The following is a 15,372-nucleotide window of genomic DNA, read 5'->3' on the forward strand; positions in this document are numbered from 1 at the left end:
GGTGTAAAGTGGGAGCAATGTGGAGGCTCACTTAGAAGAAGGGGTTCCGGATGCTGTTAGGGGAGTTTAATCACACAATTGATGGAAAAGGCCGATTAATCATTCCAGCCCGGTTGCGAGATGATTTGGGAGAAAGTTTCGTAATCTGTAACGGCTTGGAAGGCTGTCTTTTTGTGTACTCTATGGATGAATGGAACAATTTCGTCGCTGAACTGGAAACACTGCCACGGATGAATAAAGATGCCAGAATATTCAAACGTTATTTCTTTGGAAGCGCATCGGAAGGCAGCTTTGATAAGCAGGGGAGAGTTTTGGTCCCCCCCACACTAAGAAAAGCAGCCGGACTGGAGAAGGATGTTGTTCTTGTAGGAGTACAGGACCGCGTTGAAATCTGGGATAAAGCACTTTGGGAAGAAAGAAGTCAGGTCAGCGAAGAGAATCTCGATGCGATTGCCGAACGTATGGAATCAATCGGTATCCGCATCTGACCATAATGACGACTCATAACACATGGAGGCATTTATGGCATTCAAGCACACATCAGTTTTACTGAATGAGACAGTAGACTTTCTGGCTGTGAAGCCGGATGGGATTTATGTCGACGCTACACTCGGCGGAGGCGGACATGCCTTTGAGGTGTGCAGGCGTTTAAGCAGCAAGGGGAGTTTTATAGGAATAGACCAGGATGGGGCAGCTATTGAAGCGGCTGGCGTCCGATTACTCGGCTTTGGGGAGAAAGTTACAATAATCAGGAGCAATTATTGTGATATAAAGCCGAGGCTCCGGGAATTAGGCATGGAGAAGGTGGATGGAATTGTACTGGATCTGGGGGTATCTTCGTATCAGCTGGACACAGCAGAGAGAGGCTTTTCCTATCGAACCGATGCTCCTTTGGACATGAGAATGGATCAAAGACAGCAGATGACGGCGAGAGACATTATAAACGACTACAGCGAATCAGACCTTTATCGCGTGATTCGGGATTATGGGGAAGACAGATTTGCAAAAAACATTGCCAAATATATCGTAAGGGCACGCGAAAAAAGCCCCATTGAAACAACAGGACAGCTAAATGAAATCATAAGACAGGCTGTTCCGATGAAGTTTAGGAGAACTTCAGGACACCCGTCCAAGAAGACATACCAGGCGATTCGCATAGAGCTGAATCATGAGCTGGATGTGCTGAGGGACACACTGGATGACATGATCGATTTACTGAATCCGGGAGGAAGGATTTGTATCATCACCTTCCATTCACTGGAGGACAGAATTGTAAAAAGTACGTTCAGAAAAAATGAAGATCCGTGTACCTGCCCGCCGGATTTTCCTGTATGTGTATGCGGGAAAGTATCAAAGGGAAGGGTGATTACAAAGAAACCAATTTTACCTGGTGAAGAGGAACTGATAGAAAACAGCCGTTCAAAAAGTGCGAAGCTGAGAGTATTTGAACGGGATTAGGGAAAAAAGGAGTATATCAAATATATCCGGCAGGAAGGGGAGAGCCTGACGGAACCAGTATTAAGAAAGGGGCAGACAATATGGCGGCAAGAAGAAGGATGTCAACAACCAGACAAGTGAGAAATACGAATAGCAGTCAAAGACAGGAATATATTTATGGCAATACAGTACGCCAGCCGGAAGCTGTGCCAGTGGGACGACCGCCGAAACAGCCGAAGCGGCCTGTCAGGACAAGCAGTCAGGTCCGCAAGAACCGCAGACGTGCACTGAGCATGAGCCGGGCATATGTGATATTCCAGATGATTGCCGCAGTCTGCGCAGTTATGATATGTGTGTCATACCTGAAGATACAGTCAGATATGACAGATAGATCTGAAAATGTTTCTGCACTGCAGGAAGAGTTGACGGAATTAACAGAGCAAAATGACACGGCATATAGTGCTGTGGCAGATTCTGTGAATATGGAGGAAATACGCAGTAAAGCAATGAATGAGCTGGGAATGGTATACGCTGCGCAGGGGATTGTCATAGAGTATAACAGCCCCACCAGTGATTATGTCAGACAGTACAGCGATATACCTTCTGATGGTGTTCTTGCCAAGTCTCAGAATATAGGAGATTAAGGATATAAAACATGGCAAAGCGGAATAAAAAGAACAGATTTAAATTTTTAACAAAACGGTTTTCTAAGAAGATGCAACAAAAGCTGGTAATGCTGTTTATGGCAATTATACTGGCTTTTATTGTTCTTATTGGGAGAATTACTTATATTAACGCATCGAAGGGCAGCAGGTATACAAAGATTGTTCTTGACCAGCAGGAGTATGACAGCCGCGTGATTCCATATAAACGTGGAGACATTGTGGACCGCACCGGTACAAAGATCGCCGCAAGCGAAAGAGTATACAATGTCATACTGGATGTAGTTGCTCTGAAATCCAATGAGGACTATGAAGAGCCGACGATAAAAGCGTTGGTTGATATCCTCGGGATAAAAGAAGAAGACGTAAGAAAGGTAATCAAAGAAGCCCCTGACAGCCGGTATCAGATACTGGCAAAAGGAGTTGCCTATGATAAAGCACGGAAATTCAAGGCGATAGAAGAGGACACAGAAAACCATCCGAATGTAAAAGGAATATGGCTGGAGGATGATTATAAAAGGCACTATCCATACGATACACTTGCAAGTGATGTCATAGGTTTTGTATCCTCAGAAAATCAGGGCGCAATTGGTATTGAAAGTGCCTACAATGACATATTAACGGGAACAGATGGGCGCGAATATGGCTATTTAGATGATGCTTCTCTGGCAAAGCGCACGGTAAAGCCGGCAAAGAACGGGAATACTGTGGTATCCACCATTGACGTGACTTTGCAGAGTATTGTGGAGCAGTGTATCAGAGAATTTAACGAGGAACATACCGGGGAGGTGAGAGAGGGGGAGCCGGGAAGCAAAAATACGGCCGTCATCATTATGAATCCCAACACAGGAGAAATCCTGACGGAAGCCTCTTACCCGAACTTCAATCTGAATAATCCAAGGGATTTGTCCGGCATCTATACCAAGGAGCAGTTAGCAGCTATGTCTGATGAGGAAAAGCTGGATGTAATGAACAACTTATGGCGGAATTTTGCTGTCAGCGATGCCTATGAACCCGGCTCGACGATAAAGCCGTTTACGGTTGCAGCAGGCCTGGAGTCCGGAGCACTGACCGGTAACGAAGAATATGTCTGCAATGGTTTTCTTCATGTGGGGGACTGGGACATTTCTTGTCATCTCAAGACAGGGCACGGAGTAGAAACCATCGAGCAGTCGGTAGCAAACTCCTGCAACGTAGCCCTCATGCAGATGGCCAAAAGTATCGGAGTAGAGGATTTTGTAAAATATCAGCATGTTTTTGGGTTTGGAGAATATACTGGGATTGACTTGCCCGGTGAAGCTGCCACATCGTCTCTCATATACACAAGTGAAAATATGGGAATTACTGATTTGGCAATCAATTCTTTCGGGCAAGGCTTCAATGTGACAATGACACAGATGGCTGCGGCTTTTTCTTCTTTGATAAACGGGGGCAGCTATTACGAACCCCATACAGTAAAGCAGATTCAGGACGCAAGCGGAAGTGTTGTAGAGACAAAGAATCCGGTGCTTTTAAGAAAGACAGTATCGGCCGAGACATCCACAATGGTGAAACAATACATGAAAGCGGTCATGACATCCGGAACCGGGAAAAGTGCGCAGGTACCCGGCTATGATATCGGAGCAAAAACGGGAACTGCCGAAAAGCTTCCACGAGATCAGGGCAAATACCTGCTGTCCTTTATCGGATATGCTCCTCAGGAAAATCCGGAGGTGGTAGTTTATGTGGTAGTAGACGAGCCTAATGTTGAGAGGCAGGATAACAGTGCTTATGTACTGGGATTATCTCAAAAAATCATGTCCCAGATTTTCCCATATTTGAATATTACGACTACAGAGAACAGTAACGCTGCTCAGGATGCGGCAGATACGGCTTCTCAGGGAACAGATTATGAAGCTTTTGATTCCGAGTATGAGGATACCTATACAAATCAGGATGGTTCTTACATGGATGATAATTACAAACCGGACTTAGCTGACTGGGCTGAAGGACAGCCGACTGAATAGAGAATACGCATAACCTTACTTAAGATGTAATATGTTATAAAAATATCTTTTGTAAGGTTTTTATTTATGAAGAACAAAACATATAACAAGAGAAAAGTACTCATTGTCTTTACGTGTGCTTTTGCCATTCTTCTGGCACTGATCGGGCGTCTGGCATATCTCATGATATTTGACGCAGAGTATTATCAGAAACAAGCAGAGTCGCTTCATGAGCGGGAACGGGATATTAAGGCGGCAAGGGGCGAAATTGTTGATAGAAATAATACCGTGCTTGCTACTAACAAGACAGTCTGCACCATTTCCGTCATACACAACCAGATTGAAGATCCGGAGCTTATTATCCAAACTTTGGTAAAAGAACTGGACATGAATGAAGCAGCAGTCAGGAAACGTGTGGAGAAGGTTTCTTCTATAGAAAGAATAAAAACAAATGTGGAAAAGGAAACCGGGGACAGAATCCGCAATTACAACCTGGCAGGTGTAAAAGTGGATGAAGATTTTAAACGTTATTATCCGCACAATGAGCTGGCATCCAAAGTACTGGGATTTACGGGAGGCGATAATCAGGGGATTATCGGCCTTGAGGTTAAGTATGAGGATTATTTAAAAGGAATTAACGGGAAGATTTTGACGACTACCGATGCAAGAGGAGTGGAACTGGAGGCAAAAGCAGAGGATAGAATTGAGCCTGTGGCTGGACAGACACTTAAAATCAGTCTGGATTATAATATTCAGTCTTTCTGTGAGCAGGCGGCACTGAAGTCTATGGAGGAAAAGCAGGCGGACAGTGTATCCATACTGCTGATGAATCCGCAGAACGGAGAAATTCTGGCAATGGTCAATGTGCCGGAATTTAATTTGAACGAGCCGTATATACTAAATACAGGGGTGGATGGAGATACATTGACTGATGAACAGCTGCAGGATCAGTTAAACCAGATGTGGCGGAACGGCTGTATAAATGACACCTATGAGCCCGGTTCCACCTTTAAGATTATTACTACCTCCGCTTCCCTGGAGGAGGGAGTCGTAAAATTAGATGACACATTTTCCTGTCCCGGATACCGGATTGTAGAGGACCGGAAGATAAGGTGTCATAAGGTGGGGGGGCATGGCTCTGAAACCTTTGTCCAGGGGATACAGAATTCCTGCAACCCTGTTTTTATTGATATTGGACTTCGGCTTGGAGCCGACAGGTTTTATGACTACTTTGATCAGTTCGGGCTTTTTGGCCTGACAAATGTAGATTTACCTGGTGAAGCAGGAACAATTATGCACAAGAAAGAGGATATCGGTCTGGTAGAACTGGCAACGATGTCCTTTGGTCAGTCTTTCCAGATTACCCCGATCCAGATGGCCACAACGGTCAGCTCCCTGATAAATGGAGGAAAACGGGTGACACCTCATCTGGGAATGGAGGTTCTGGATAGAGAAGGAAATGTAGTGGAAGAACTGAAATATAAAGAAAGAGATGGAATTGTGTCCGAAGAAACTTCTGCCACTATGCGGATGCTTCTGGAAGGTGTTATATCGGAGGGAACTGGAAAAAATGCTTATATCGAAGGGTATTCAATCGGAGGAAAGACGGCTACCTCACAGACACTGCCCAGAAGTGCAAATAAGTATATTTCCTCCTTTATTGGCTTTGCGCCGGCAGAGAACCCGCAGGTGCTGGGAATGATTGCGATACATAATCCCAAGGGGGTGTATTACGGAGGAACAATAGCTGCGCCTGTGATGAGAAATATTTTTGATAATGTACTCCCCTATCTTGGAATAGAAAAGGCAGAGATTGTGAATGATGATGAGCAGCAGGAAGCACAACAGGAGTGAGATTTTGTTAAAATCAGAACTACAAATGTGTATGAAGATATGATATACTAAATGAAGTGTCCGCCGGAAAATAAAGGTACGGCTGATATGTGTTCGTTTAACAAAAGAGATGAAGAGGTGTATGTATGAGTTATCATGTAGTGATTCCGGTGCTGATTTCATTTGCGTTGAGCTTATTGATGGGACCGGTCGTAATACCGTTTCTCAGAAAGTTGAAGATGGGACAGACGGAGAGGACAGATGGGGTGCAGTCCCATTTGAAAAAGACAGGAACGCCTACAATGGGAGGTGTAATCATCCTGGGAAGTGTGGTAATCACCTCTCTGCTTTATGTAAAAAGCTATCCGAATATCATTCCCGTTTTATTCCTTACAATCGGCTTTGGACTGATTGGGTTTCTGGATGATTATCTGAAGGTTGTGATGAAGCGCTCGGACGGTCTTTATCCGAAGCAGAAGATGGCACTGCAGCTTGTTGTGACGGCTGTTTTCGCCTATTATATTATACAAGTATCACGCATTCCGCTGACTCTTTTAGTCCCTTTTTCCGGCGGGAAATACTGGGATATCGGCTGGCTGGCAGTTCCGCTTTTATTTGTTGCTGTCATCGGGACTGTAAACGGTACTAATTTTACCGATGGTCTGGATGGCCTGGCTTCCAGTGTGACGGTATTGGTGGCGACATTTTTTACAGTGGTTGCCATAGGGACCAGAAGTGGGATAGAGCCAATCACCTGTGCGGTCGTTGGTGCCCTGCTTGGATTCCTTTTATTTAATGTGTATCCGGCCAGTGTTTTCATGGGAGACACAGGATCACTGGCTCTGGGAGGTTTTGTAGCCGGAACGGCGTATATGCTGCAGATGCCGCTGTTTATCATTATTGTAGGTATGATTTATCTGGTGGAAGTTGCTTCCGTTATCATACAGGTTACTTATTTTAAGAAGACAGGCGGGAAGCGTTTCTTTAAAATGGCACCCATTCATCATCATTTTGAATTAAGCGGGTGGTCTGAGACGAAGGTTGTTGCGGTGTTTTCCGTTACAACAGCGATTCTCTGCCTGATTGCGCTGATGGGGGTGTAAAAGAATGGATTTAAGAGAAAAAAAGGTACTGGTGTTCGGCTCCGGTATCAGCGGGGTGTCCGCCGGCCGTCTGCTGCTTCACCAGGGAGCGGAGGTAATTCTATATGACGGGAATACTTCGCTGGATACACAGAAGATAAAGGATGAAATCCTGGAGGGAAGAAAAGGAAGTTTACAGGTGATATTGGGTAATCTGCCGGCAGAAATAGTGGACAGCCTGGATCTGACAATCATGAGCCCCGGTGTACCATTGGATATTCCTGCTGTAAACCTGATAAGGGATAAAGGCGTACCCATCTGGGGGGAGACGGAACTTGCCTATGTTCAGGGAAAAGGTGACATACTTGCAATTACCGGTACCAATGGAAAGACAACAACTACGACACTGCTGGGCGAGATTATGAAGAACTATAAAGACAGTGTCTTTGTGGTGGGGAATATTGGAAACCCGTACACCGATGTTGTTCCCAAGACAAAAGAAAATTCAGTGATTGTTGCGGAAATGAGCAGTTTCCAGTTGGAAAGCATACATACCTTCCGGCCCAGGGTGAGCGCTATTTTGAATATCACTCCGGACCATTTGAACCGGCATCATACTATGGAAGCCTATATAGCGGCAAAACAGAATATAGCCAGAAATCAGACCGCCGAAGATGTCTGTGTTTTGAACTACGAGGACGAGGTGACAAGAAAATTTGGAGAAAAAGTCGGTGCCCAGGTTCTATATTTTAGCAGCCGGCGTAAAATAGAAAAGGGAATTTATCTGGATGACGGCAATATTATCTGCAATATTACAGGTGTGCCGGAAGTAGTCTGCCATGTAGACGAACTGAAAATCCTTGGAACACATAACCATGAGAATGTAATGGCGGCAGCTGTGATGGCGGCAGCTTATCAGGTTCCCATGGAAATTATAACAAAGACATTGAAAGAATTTCAGGGCGTAAAGCACCGGATTGAGTTTGTAGCCGAGAAAAACGGAGTGGCATATTATAATGACTCCAAGGGTACCAACCCGGATGCGGCTATCAGGGGAATTCAGGCAATGAACCGTCCCACTCTGCTCATCGGAGGCGGATATGACAAGGAGTCTTCTTACGAAGAATGGATTCGGGCATTTGACGGTAAAGTAAAAAAACTGGTGCTTTTGGGCGCCACAAGGGAAAAGATTGACGAAACAGCCAGAAAGCTGGGCTTTACAGATACTGTTCTTGTAGATACATTTGAAGAGGCGGTAGAAACCTGTGTGAAATATGCAGTGCCGGGTGACGCTGTACTCTTGTCCCCTGCCTGTGCAAGCTGGGGAATGTTCCGGAACTATGAAGAACGCGGAGATAAATTCAAAGATTTGGTGTTACAGTTAAGCTAGGACGGTACCCTTGGGGTGGAATCGAGCTGCCTGGCTGTAAAACGTTAAGTATAAGGAGTGAATTTATATTGGAGCGTCCGGCTAAAAAGAGGCGGTATGATTACACACTGCTGATCGTTGTGTTACTTCTGGTAAGTATAGGGCTGGTTCTCTTGTACAGTACCAGCTCCTATAATGGACGGGTAAAATTCCATGATTCTTATTACTATCTGAAAAAGCAGGGATTCGCAACAGCACTGGGGATTACCGGAATGCTGCTTGTTGCAAAAATTGATTATCACAAATGGGTGCCGCTGGCAAACTTAGGTTACCTGACCGCTATCTTGTTGTCGGTCGCAGTCATATTTGTAGGAGACGAGTACAATGGGTCCAAAAGATGGTTGTCTTTGGGGCCTGTTTCTTTTCAGCCCTCAGAGTTTTCCAAGGTGGCAGTCATACTTTTTCTCGCATGTCTGATCACGAAAAACGTAAAGCAAATGAGCAAAATAAGAACGCTTGTAAAAATGCTTGTTCCTGTACTGCCTATCGTTGGTCTGGTCGGAGCCAGCAACTTGAGTACCGCTATTATTATTATGGGTATTGCGGTAGTCCTGATCTTTGTGGCAAGTCCTAAGTATGCCCAGTTTATCTGGATGGGGGCTGCAGGAGTAGGATTCATGGGGATTTTTCTGGCGCTGGAAAGCTATCGCATGGAAAGGCTGGCCATCTGGCGCAACCCGGAAATGTACGAAAAGGGGTATCAGACACTGCAGGGACTTTATGCCATCGGCTCCGGCGGCCTCTTTGGAAGAGGGCTGGGGGAAAGCATGCAGAAGCTGGGATTTTTGCCGGAGGCACAAAATGATATGATATTTTCTATCATTTGTGAAGAACTGGGCCTGGTGGGAGCAAGTCTTCTTATTCTGTTGTTTTTGATTTTGATCTGGCGTTTTTTTGTTATTGCGACTCATGCAAAAGATCTGCTGGGAGCCCTCATAGCGACCGGAGCACTGGCTCACATGATGATTCAGGTGATCCTAAATATTGCAGTTGTGACAAATTCGATTCCTAATACAGGAATCACACTGCCCTTCATAAGCTACGGAGGAACTTCGGTTATGTTTCTTCTTCTGGAAATGGGGCTTGTACTAAGTGTGTCAAATCTGATAGAATAACAGTGTCAATTGGAGGACTTTAGATGAAACAGAGAGAAAAAAAACACAAAAAGAAAAAACGCCAGGGAGTAATTCTTGGGCTTTTGATTTTTATACTCGGAATTCTGATTGTCCTATTTTCTTTCATGCTCCTTTTCCATACACAGAGGATAGAAGTAAAAGGTAATAAATATAGTAAGGAAGAGGATGTCATAGAATGGCTGAAGAAAGACAAATATACAGCAAATACTGTGTATATCTGGGGGAGATATAATTTTACACATCCCAATCAGCTGCCGGCGGTGGAATCCTCCAGGATTACACTGAAGAGACCCTGGACGGTACAGGTCACTGTGAAAGAAAAGGAAGTATCCGGTTACATAGAATACAAGGACGGATATCTGTGCTTTGACAAAAAGGGAACGGCGATGCTCACGACAACCGATAAGCCGGACGGGGCCGCCAATCTGGAGGGCCTGGATGTGAACACATCAAAGGTTAAGATTGGAGAAGTGCTCCCTGTCTCAGACAAGGATATATTTGAGAGAATTATGGAATTGTCAAAGCTTTTTAAGAAATATAAGTTGACCCCGGATAGAATCGTCTGCTCAAAAGGCAATCCGGTATTTTATTTTGGAAACGTGAAAGTTCTCGTGGGGAAGACCAATTATGAAGACCGGGTTGCCCAGCTTCCTCCTATATTAGAAAAACTGGCCGGGCAGTATCCGGATACGACCGGGACGCTGCACCTTGAAAACTATGATGCTTCAGACAAAGTGATACGATTTGTACCTGATAAAAAGTGAGGAAATAAGCAAAAATCTATTGATTATTTGCATGAAAGACTATATTATATACTTATTGAATTATATCATTCAATCAAAAAGGGAAGTATAAATTTAGGTTAATAAGACAATAAAGGAGGAAATACTCTTGTTAGAAATTAAAACAAACGAATCAGAAGCGGCTGCAAAAATCATTGTTATCGGAGTCGGCGGCGGCGGTAATAACGCAGTAAACCGTATGATTGATGAGCAGATTGCAGGCGTGGAATTTATTGCGATTAATACAGACAAGCAGGCACTTCAGTTATGTAAGGCACCGACCCTGATGCAGATAGGTGAGAAACTTACGAAAGGGCTTGGAGCCGGTGCACAGCCGGATGTGGGGGAGAAAGCTGCGGAGGAAAGTGCAGAAGAGATATCTTCCGCTGTGAAAGGTTCAGACATGGTATTTGTAACCTGCGGCATGGGAGGCGGAACAGGAACAGGAGCCACCCCAGTCGTGGCACGTATAGCAAAAGAGCAGGGTGCATTGACAGTAGGGGTTGTCACAAAACCTTTCCGTTTTGAGTCAAGGACCCGTATGGCCAATGCCCAGGCAGGTATAGATAAACTGAAAGAAAACGTAGATACACTGATCGTCATTCCGAATGACAAGCTGTTGGAGGTAGTTGACAGAAGGACAACCATGCCGGAGGCTTTGAAGAAGGCGGATGAGGTTCTTCAGCAAGGTATTCAGGGTATTACCGACCTGATTAATGTGCCGTCTCTGATCAATCTGGACTTCGCAGATATCCAGACTGTTATGAAGGACAAGGGTATTGCACATATAGGTATCGGTTCAGGCCGCGGTGATGATAAGGCTTTAGAAGCAGTAAAGCAGGCTGTTGCCAGTCCGCTGCTTGAGACAACTATTCAGGGAGCTTCCCATGTTATCATCAATATTTCCGGTGATATCACTTTAATGGATGCATCCGATGCAGCCGAATATGTTCAGGATCTCGCCGGTGAGAATGCGAATATCATTTTCGGTGCCATGTACGATGATTCCAGATCCGATGAGGCTACCATCACCGTTATTGCCACCGGTTTACATAACGTTGGCGGAAGTTCATCCAAGCTTAAAGCAAGGCTCGAAGGCCAGCAGAAGGCAGGTTCCATCCTTCCCTCCGGAGAGAGAATCAGCAGAGTTCCCACAGATGGAGAGCGCAGGATTCCGTCTGCAATAAGACAGCAGGGAACAGGCGCATCGTCTGCAAGCCGGACAAACACAGGGAACAGTCCAATGCCAACCCTGGAACAGCCAAGAACACATTCCGGAAAGGTCAAAGAACAACAAATAAAGATTCCGGATTTCTTTAAAAAATAAAGGGGGTCAGTCCCTTTTGAACTCCGTTTTCAGAATTGTTTTACAATTCAAAGGAGCTGTCGCTGCATGCTGATATGCTCCCTTCTAGGTAGACAAGTGAAAGAACAAAAACTTGTCATTTAGGAGGGAGCATATTTTATGTCTAAAAAGAAGAAAATTATTTGAATAATTGTAAAACAATTCTGAAAACGGGACGCAAAAGGGACTGACCCCTTTTGCCTCCTTTTTGTCCCCTTTTTTGTCGAAATAATCCTCTTTCCTTCTGTCATCTTCTGACAAATTTTCAAAACATATCCCTTTATAATTAATCTTGCTTGCTTGAGTGTCATTAGTACCAACGAGAAAGAGGGTGGAATGTGTATTATGAATTATACATAGACGTGTTGTTTCTTGTGAATTTTATGATGGACTCCCTTCTGCTGTTGACGGTGAACCAGATGCTGAAATGTTCTGCCACACATGGACGCATTTTTATGGGAGGAGCGCTCGGGGCAGGACTGACGTGTGGAGTGATAGCAATTCCCATGCCGGCCATTATAAAATTTGTCACATTCCACACGGTGATCAATACAATAATGATAAAAACGGGATTAAAAATCAAAGGTAAAAAACAATTTTTGAAAGCATTTGGTTTACTGTATATTGCATCTTTTCTGTTTGGGGGGATTTTACAGGCACTTCGCCCCTATGTGCGGATCGGAAGCCTGTTTTTTGCAGCTGCGGTGGCTTCCTATTATCTGATAAAAGGAATTTGGAAGTTTATCATCGGGCAGAAAGAACTGCAGAAAAAAATATGCGAGATTACATTGTATACCAGTGCGGGCGAGCAAAAAATTAAGGCGTTAATTGACACAGGAAACGGTTTGAAAGATAGTGTGTCAAAGGAGCCGGTAAGTGTAATAGACAAGGCTCTGGCAAAATCCATACTGACAGATGAGGATGTTAAAAACGGATTCCGCTATATACCATACAGGACTGTTGGAAAAGAAAGTATTATGCCTGTTTTTCGTATCAGGAAAATGTGCGTTCACCTGGAGGAAGAGCGGTGGATAAAAAGTCCGGTCATAGGAGTTTGCGAAGAGCGTGTTTCAGAACAAGAAGAGTATCAGATGATTTTAAATCCAGACATGTTAGGAGGCATATAAAATGGTTGTAAAAGTAGCAATACCCCAGCAGTTTAAACTTAAAGTAATACCGGACTTCAAAAGTATTTTCTTCCCGAACCGTAAAGAGATACATTATATCGGAGGGTCGGAGGTGCTGCCTGCTCCGCTGGAGACAGAGCGGGAAACGGAAGTGATAGGACATCTTGGTTCCGAGTATGACGAGGAGGCAAAGAAGCTTCTGATAGAGCACAATCTGCGGCTGGTCGTTTACATAGCAAAAAAATTTGATAATACGGGAGTGGGTGTGGAAGATCTGATTTCCATCGGCACCATTGGACTGATCAAGGCCATCAACACCTTCAATCCTACAAAAAATATAAAGCTTGCTACCTATGCATCCCGCTGTATTGAAAATGAGATTTTAATGTATCTTCGCCGGAACAGCAAAACTAAGATGGAAGTATCCATAGATGAGCCGTTGAACGTGGACTGGGACGGAAATGAGCTTCTCCTGTCCGATATATTAGGTACGGAGGAGGATACCATATATAAGGATCTGGAAAACGAAGCAGAGCGGAAGATGCTGATCAGAGCCATAAACAAATTGTCCAGCAGGGAAAAATTAATTGTAAAAATGCGATTCGGGCTGGATAATCCCGAGGGAGAGGAAAAGACACAAAAAGAAGTTGCAGATTTGCTTGGAATATCACAATCCTATATATCCAGGCTGGAAAAGAAGATTATGCAGAGATTAAAAAGGGAAATGGTAAGGTATGAATAGCCCAATCTACAAAGTCCCTGTATAAATTCTATAGGAAAAATGTTAAAATAAAACAAAAAGGGTTGGTGATGCTGATGAAACTGACATTTATAGGAGCAGCCCATGAAGTCACCGGAAGCTGTCACATGCTGCACGCGGCAGGAAAGAATATTCTGGTGGATTATGGTATGGAACAGGGACCGAATCTGTATGAGAACCCGGGACTCCCCATTCCCGAGAATGAAGTAGACTTTGTGCTTTTAACTCATGCTCACATTGACCACTCAGGCTTACTCCCGTTACTTGTGAAGAATGGTTTTAAAGGACAGATCCTTACTACATATGCCACGGCAGATTTATGCAATATCATGCTTCGTGACAGTGCGCATATTCAGGAATTTGAGGCAGAATGGCGCAATCGGAAGGGGAAGAGAGCCGGACAACAGGCTTTTGAGCCCCTCTATGTAGTACAGGATGCCCTGGATGCCATTGAAAAGCTGGTCCCCTGCCAGTATAACGAGCGCATCCGGATATGCGACGGAATTGAGATCCGTTTTACCGATGTGGGACATCTGCTGGGTTCCGCAAGTATTGAAGTGTGGATCAGGGAAGGAGAAATGGAGAAGAAAATCGTATTTTCCGGGGATGTGGGGAACCTCAACCAGCCGATTATCAAGGATCCACACTATACGGAGTCAGCTGATTACGTGGTAGTGGAATCCACCTACGGGAACCGGGTTCACTTAACAAAGCCTGTGGACTATGTTGGGGAACTTACAAAAGTGTTAAGAGAAACCTTTGACAAGAAAGGAAATGTAGTTATTCCTTCCTTCGCAGTCGGCCGTACACAGGAGTTGCTGTACTTTATCCGTGAGATTAAGGAGAAGAACCTGCTGAAAGAATATCCTGATTTTGAAGTGTATCTGGACAGTCCTCTGGCAATTGAAGCGACAAAAGTTTTCACACGAAATATGAGGGAATGCTTTGATGAAGAGGCTATTGCTCTGATAAATGCGCGAATCAATCCTCTCGTATTTCCTGGGCTGTATACTTCTGTCACTAGCGAAGATTCCAAGATGATCAACAAGATTGAGAAACCGAAGGTAATCGTGTCTGCCTCAGGCATGTGTGACGCCGGACGTATCCGCCATCACTTAAAGCACAATCTGTGGCGAGCAGAAAGTACTGTTTTGTTTGTAGGCTACCAGGCCGAAGGAACTCTGGGCAGAAGAATTCTGGATGGTGAAAAGCACGTCAAGATCTTCGGTGAGCCTATTGAGGTTCATGCCAGAATTGAGAACCTGCACGGTGTCAGCGGACATGCAGATATGAACGGACTGCTGGCCTGGCTGGAAGGGTTTAAGACTCCCATTGAACAGGTATTTGTGGTTCACGGGGAAGACACTGTGGCAGAAGAGTTCGCCGCCACAGTCCAGCAGAGGCTGGGGTATCCGGCGTGGGCGCCGTTCCCCGGCGGACAAGTTGACCTTGCGGTAAATGAAGTTTTAAGTGAGGGTATTCGCATACCTGTGAAAACGAAGAAAGCAGCTGCCCAAAAATCGGATGCAGCTTTTGCCAGATTGATTACAGCAGGAAAGCATCTCATGGAAGTTGTTTATAAATGCGGGCAGATCAGCAATAAGGACAAAGCAAAGTTTGAAAAACAACTGCATAATCTGGCAGATAAATGGGATATCTTTAAGTAACAAATTAGTCATAAATATGTTTGTCAAGGACTAAAACTTTTTAAATTTTGCACCAATAGAGAATAACAGAAGCTCAGATTGAGAATCATTTTATTAGATTAAAAATTTTCATCTAGGAGGGATTCTT

Annotated in this window: 13 protein-coding genes; all 13 read left to right on the forward strand. The window is 44.5% G+C overall.

The features are described from left to right. Positions 1–50: 50 nt before the first annotated feature. The 13 genes from mraZ to BN3456_RS08025 all read left to right on the forward strand — a co-directional run bounded on the left by mraZ (position 51) and on the right by BN3456_RS08025 (position 15,245). Positions 51–488, forward strand: a complete 438-nt coding sequence (gene mraZ, locus BN3456_RS07965) for a division/cell wall cluster transcriptional repressor MraZ (protein WP_089983605.1) — start codon at positions 51–53, stop codon at positions 486–488. Between the two features lie 34 nt (positions 489–522). Then, positions 523–1,458 carry a 16S rRNA (cytosine(1402)-N(4))-methyltransferase RsmH gene (gene rsmH / locus BN3456_RS07970; RefSeq protein ID WP_089983606.1) on the forward strand — a complete coding sequence of 312 codons (936 nt, stop codon included), beginning with the start codon at positions 523–525 and terminating at the stop codon, positions 1,456–1,458. Between the two features lie 80 nt (positions 1,459–1,538). After that, complete coding sequence (locus BN3456_RS07975) at positions 1,539–2,081, forward strand: hypothetical protein (RefSeq protein ID WP_089983607.1); 543 nt, start codon at positions 1,539–1,541, stop codon at positions 2,079–2,081. Positions 2,082–2,092: 11 nt separating this feature from the next. Further along, entirely contained in the window at positions 2,093–4,105 is a 2,013-nt protein-coding gene (locus BN3456_RS07980) for a peptidoglycan D,D-transpeptidase FtsI family protein (RefSeq protein WP_089983608.1), read from the forward strand. A gap of 66 nt (positions 4,106–4,171) precedes the next feature. Next, on the forward strand, positions 4,172–5,938 hold the full coding sequence (locus tag BN3456_RS07985; RefSeq protein ID WP_089983609.1) for a peptidoglycan D,D-transpeptidase FtsI family protein: 1,767 nt from the start codon (positions 4,172–4,174) through the stop codon (positions 5,936–5,938). Positions 5,939–6,063: 125 nt separating this feature from the next. Beyond that, positions 6,064–7,020 carry a phospho-N-acetylmuramoyl-pentapeptide-transferase gene (mraY, locus tag BN3456_RS07990; protein WP_089983610.1) on the forward strand — a complete coding sequence of 319 codons (957 nt, stop codon included), beginning with the start codon at positions 6,064–6,066 and terminating at the stop codon, positions 7,018–7,020. Positions 7,021–7,024: 4 nt separating this feature from the next. Continuing rightward, positions 7,025–8,389, forward strand: coding sequence for a UDP-N-acetylmuramoyl-L-alanine--D-glutamate ligase (murD, locus tag BN3456_RS07995; RefSeq protein WP_089983611.1), 1,365 nt, complete (start codon positions 7,025–7,027; stop codon positions 8,387–8,389). A gap of 68 nt (positions 8,390–8,457) precedes the next feature. Further along, positions 8,458–9,543, forward strand: coding sequence for an FtsW/RodA/SpoVE family cell cycle protein (locus BN3456_RS08000; RefSeq protein ID WP_089983612.1), 1,086 nt, complete (start codon positions 8,458–8,460; stop codon positions 9,541–9,543). A 23-nt stretch (positions 9,544–9,566) separates the two neighbouring features. After that, complete coding sequence (locus BN3456_RS08005; RefSeq protein ID WP_089983613.1) at positions 9,567–10,328, forward strand: cell division protein FtsQ/DivIB; 762 nt, start codon at positions 9,567–9,569, stop codon at positions 10,326–10,328. A gap of 127 nt (positions 10,329–10,455) precedes the next feature. Continuing rightward, positions 10,456–11,673 carry a cell division protein FtsZ gene (ftsZ, locus tag BN3456_RS08010; RefSeq protein WP_089983614.1) on the forward strand — a complete coding sequence of 406 codons (1,218 nt, stop codon included), beginning with the start codon at positions 10,456–10,458 and terminating at the stop codon, positions 11,671–11,673. A 356-nt stretch (positions 11,674–12,029) separates the two neighbouring features. Continuing rightward, on the forward strand, positions 12,030–12,818 hold the full coding sequence (locus BN3456_RS08015; protein ID WP_089983615.1) for a sigma-E processing peptidase SpoIIGA: 789 nt from the start codon (positions 12,030–12,032) through the stop codon (positions 12,816–12,818). Between the two features lies 1 nt (position 12,819). Continuing rightward, on the forward strand, positions 12,820–13,560 hold the full coding sequence (sigE, locus tag BN3456_RS08020; RefSeq protein WP_089983616.1) for an RNA polymerase sporulation sigma factor SigE: 741 nt from the start codon (positions 12,820–12,822) through the stop codon (positions 13,558–13,560). A 74-nt stretch (positions 13,561–13,634) separates the two neighbouring features. Further along, the gene (locus BN3456_RS08025) at positions 13,635–15,245 is read left to right on the forward strand and encodes an MBL fold metallo-hydrolase RNA specificity domain-containing protein (RefSeq protein ID WP_089983658.1); all 1,611 of its coding nucleotides are present in this window, start codon (positions 13,635–13,637) and stop codon (positions 15,243–15,245) included. The last annotated feature ends 127 nt before the right edge of the window (positions 15,246–15,372 follow it).

The organism is Clostridium sp. C105KSO13, assembly GCF_001517425.1.
In the GTDB taxonomy this organism is placed as follows: Bacteria; Bacillota; Clostridia; order Lachnospirales; family Lachnospiraceae; genus Muricomes.

What these genes read in the sequence shown, in the direction of transcription:
- murD (WP_089983611.1), top strand. Translation starts at nt 7,025, where the DNA reads ATGGATTTAAGAGAAAAAAAGGTACTGGTGTTCGGCTCCGGTATCAGC.
- sigE (WP_089983616.1), top strand. Translation starts at nt 12,820, where the DNA reads ATGGTTGTAAAAGTAGCAATACCCCAGCAGTTTAAACTTAAAGTAATA.
- BN3456_RS08005 (WP_089983613.1), top strand. Translation starts at nt 9,567, where the DNA reads ATGAAACAGAGAGAAAAAAAACACAAAAAGAAAAAACGCCAGGGAGTA.
- mraY (WP_089983610.1), top strand. Translation starts at nt 6,064, where the DNA reads ATGAGTTATCATGTAGTGATTCCGGTGCTGATTTCATTTGCGTTGAGC.
- BN3456_RS07975 (WP_089983607.1), top strand. Translation starts at nt 1,539, where the DNA reads ATGGCGGCAAGAAGAAGGATGTCAACAACCAGACAAGTGAGAAATACG.
- rsmH (WP_089983606.1), top strand. Translation starts at nt 523, where the DNA reads ATGGCATTCAAGCACACATCAGTTTTACTGAATGAGACAGTAGACTTT.
- BN3456_RS08025 (WP_089983658.1), top strand. Translation starts at nt 13,635, where the DNA reads ATGAAACTGACATTTATAGGAGCAGCCCATGAAGTCACCGGAAGCTGT.
- mraZ (WP_089983605.1), top strand. Translation starts at nt 51, where the DNA reads ATGCTGTTAGGGGAGTTTAATCACACAATTGATGGAAAAGGCCGATTA.
- BN3456_RS07985 (WP_089983609.1), top strand. Translation starts at nt 4,172, where the DNA reads ATGAAGAACAAAACATATAACAAGAGAAAAGTACTCATTGTCTTTACG.
- BN3456_RS07980 (WP_089983608.1), top strand. Translation starts at nt 2,093, where the DNA reads ATGGCAAAGCGGAATAAAAAGAACAGATTTAAATTTTTAACAAAACGG.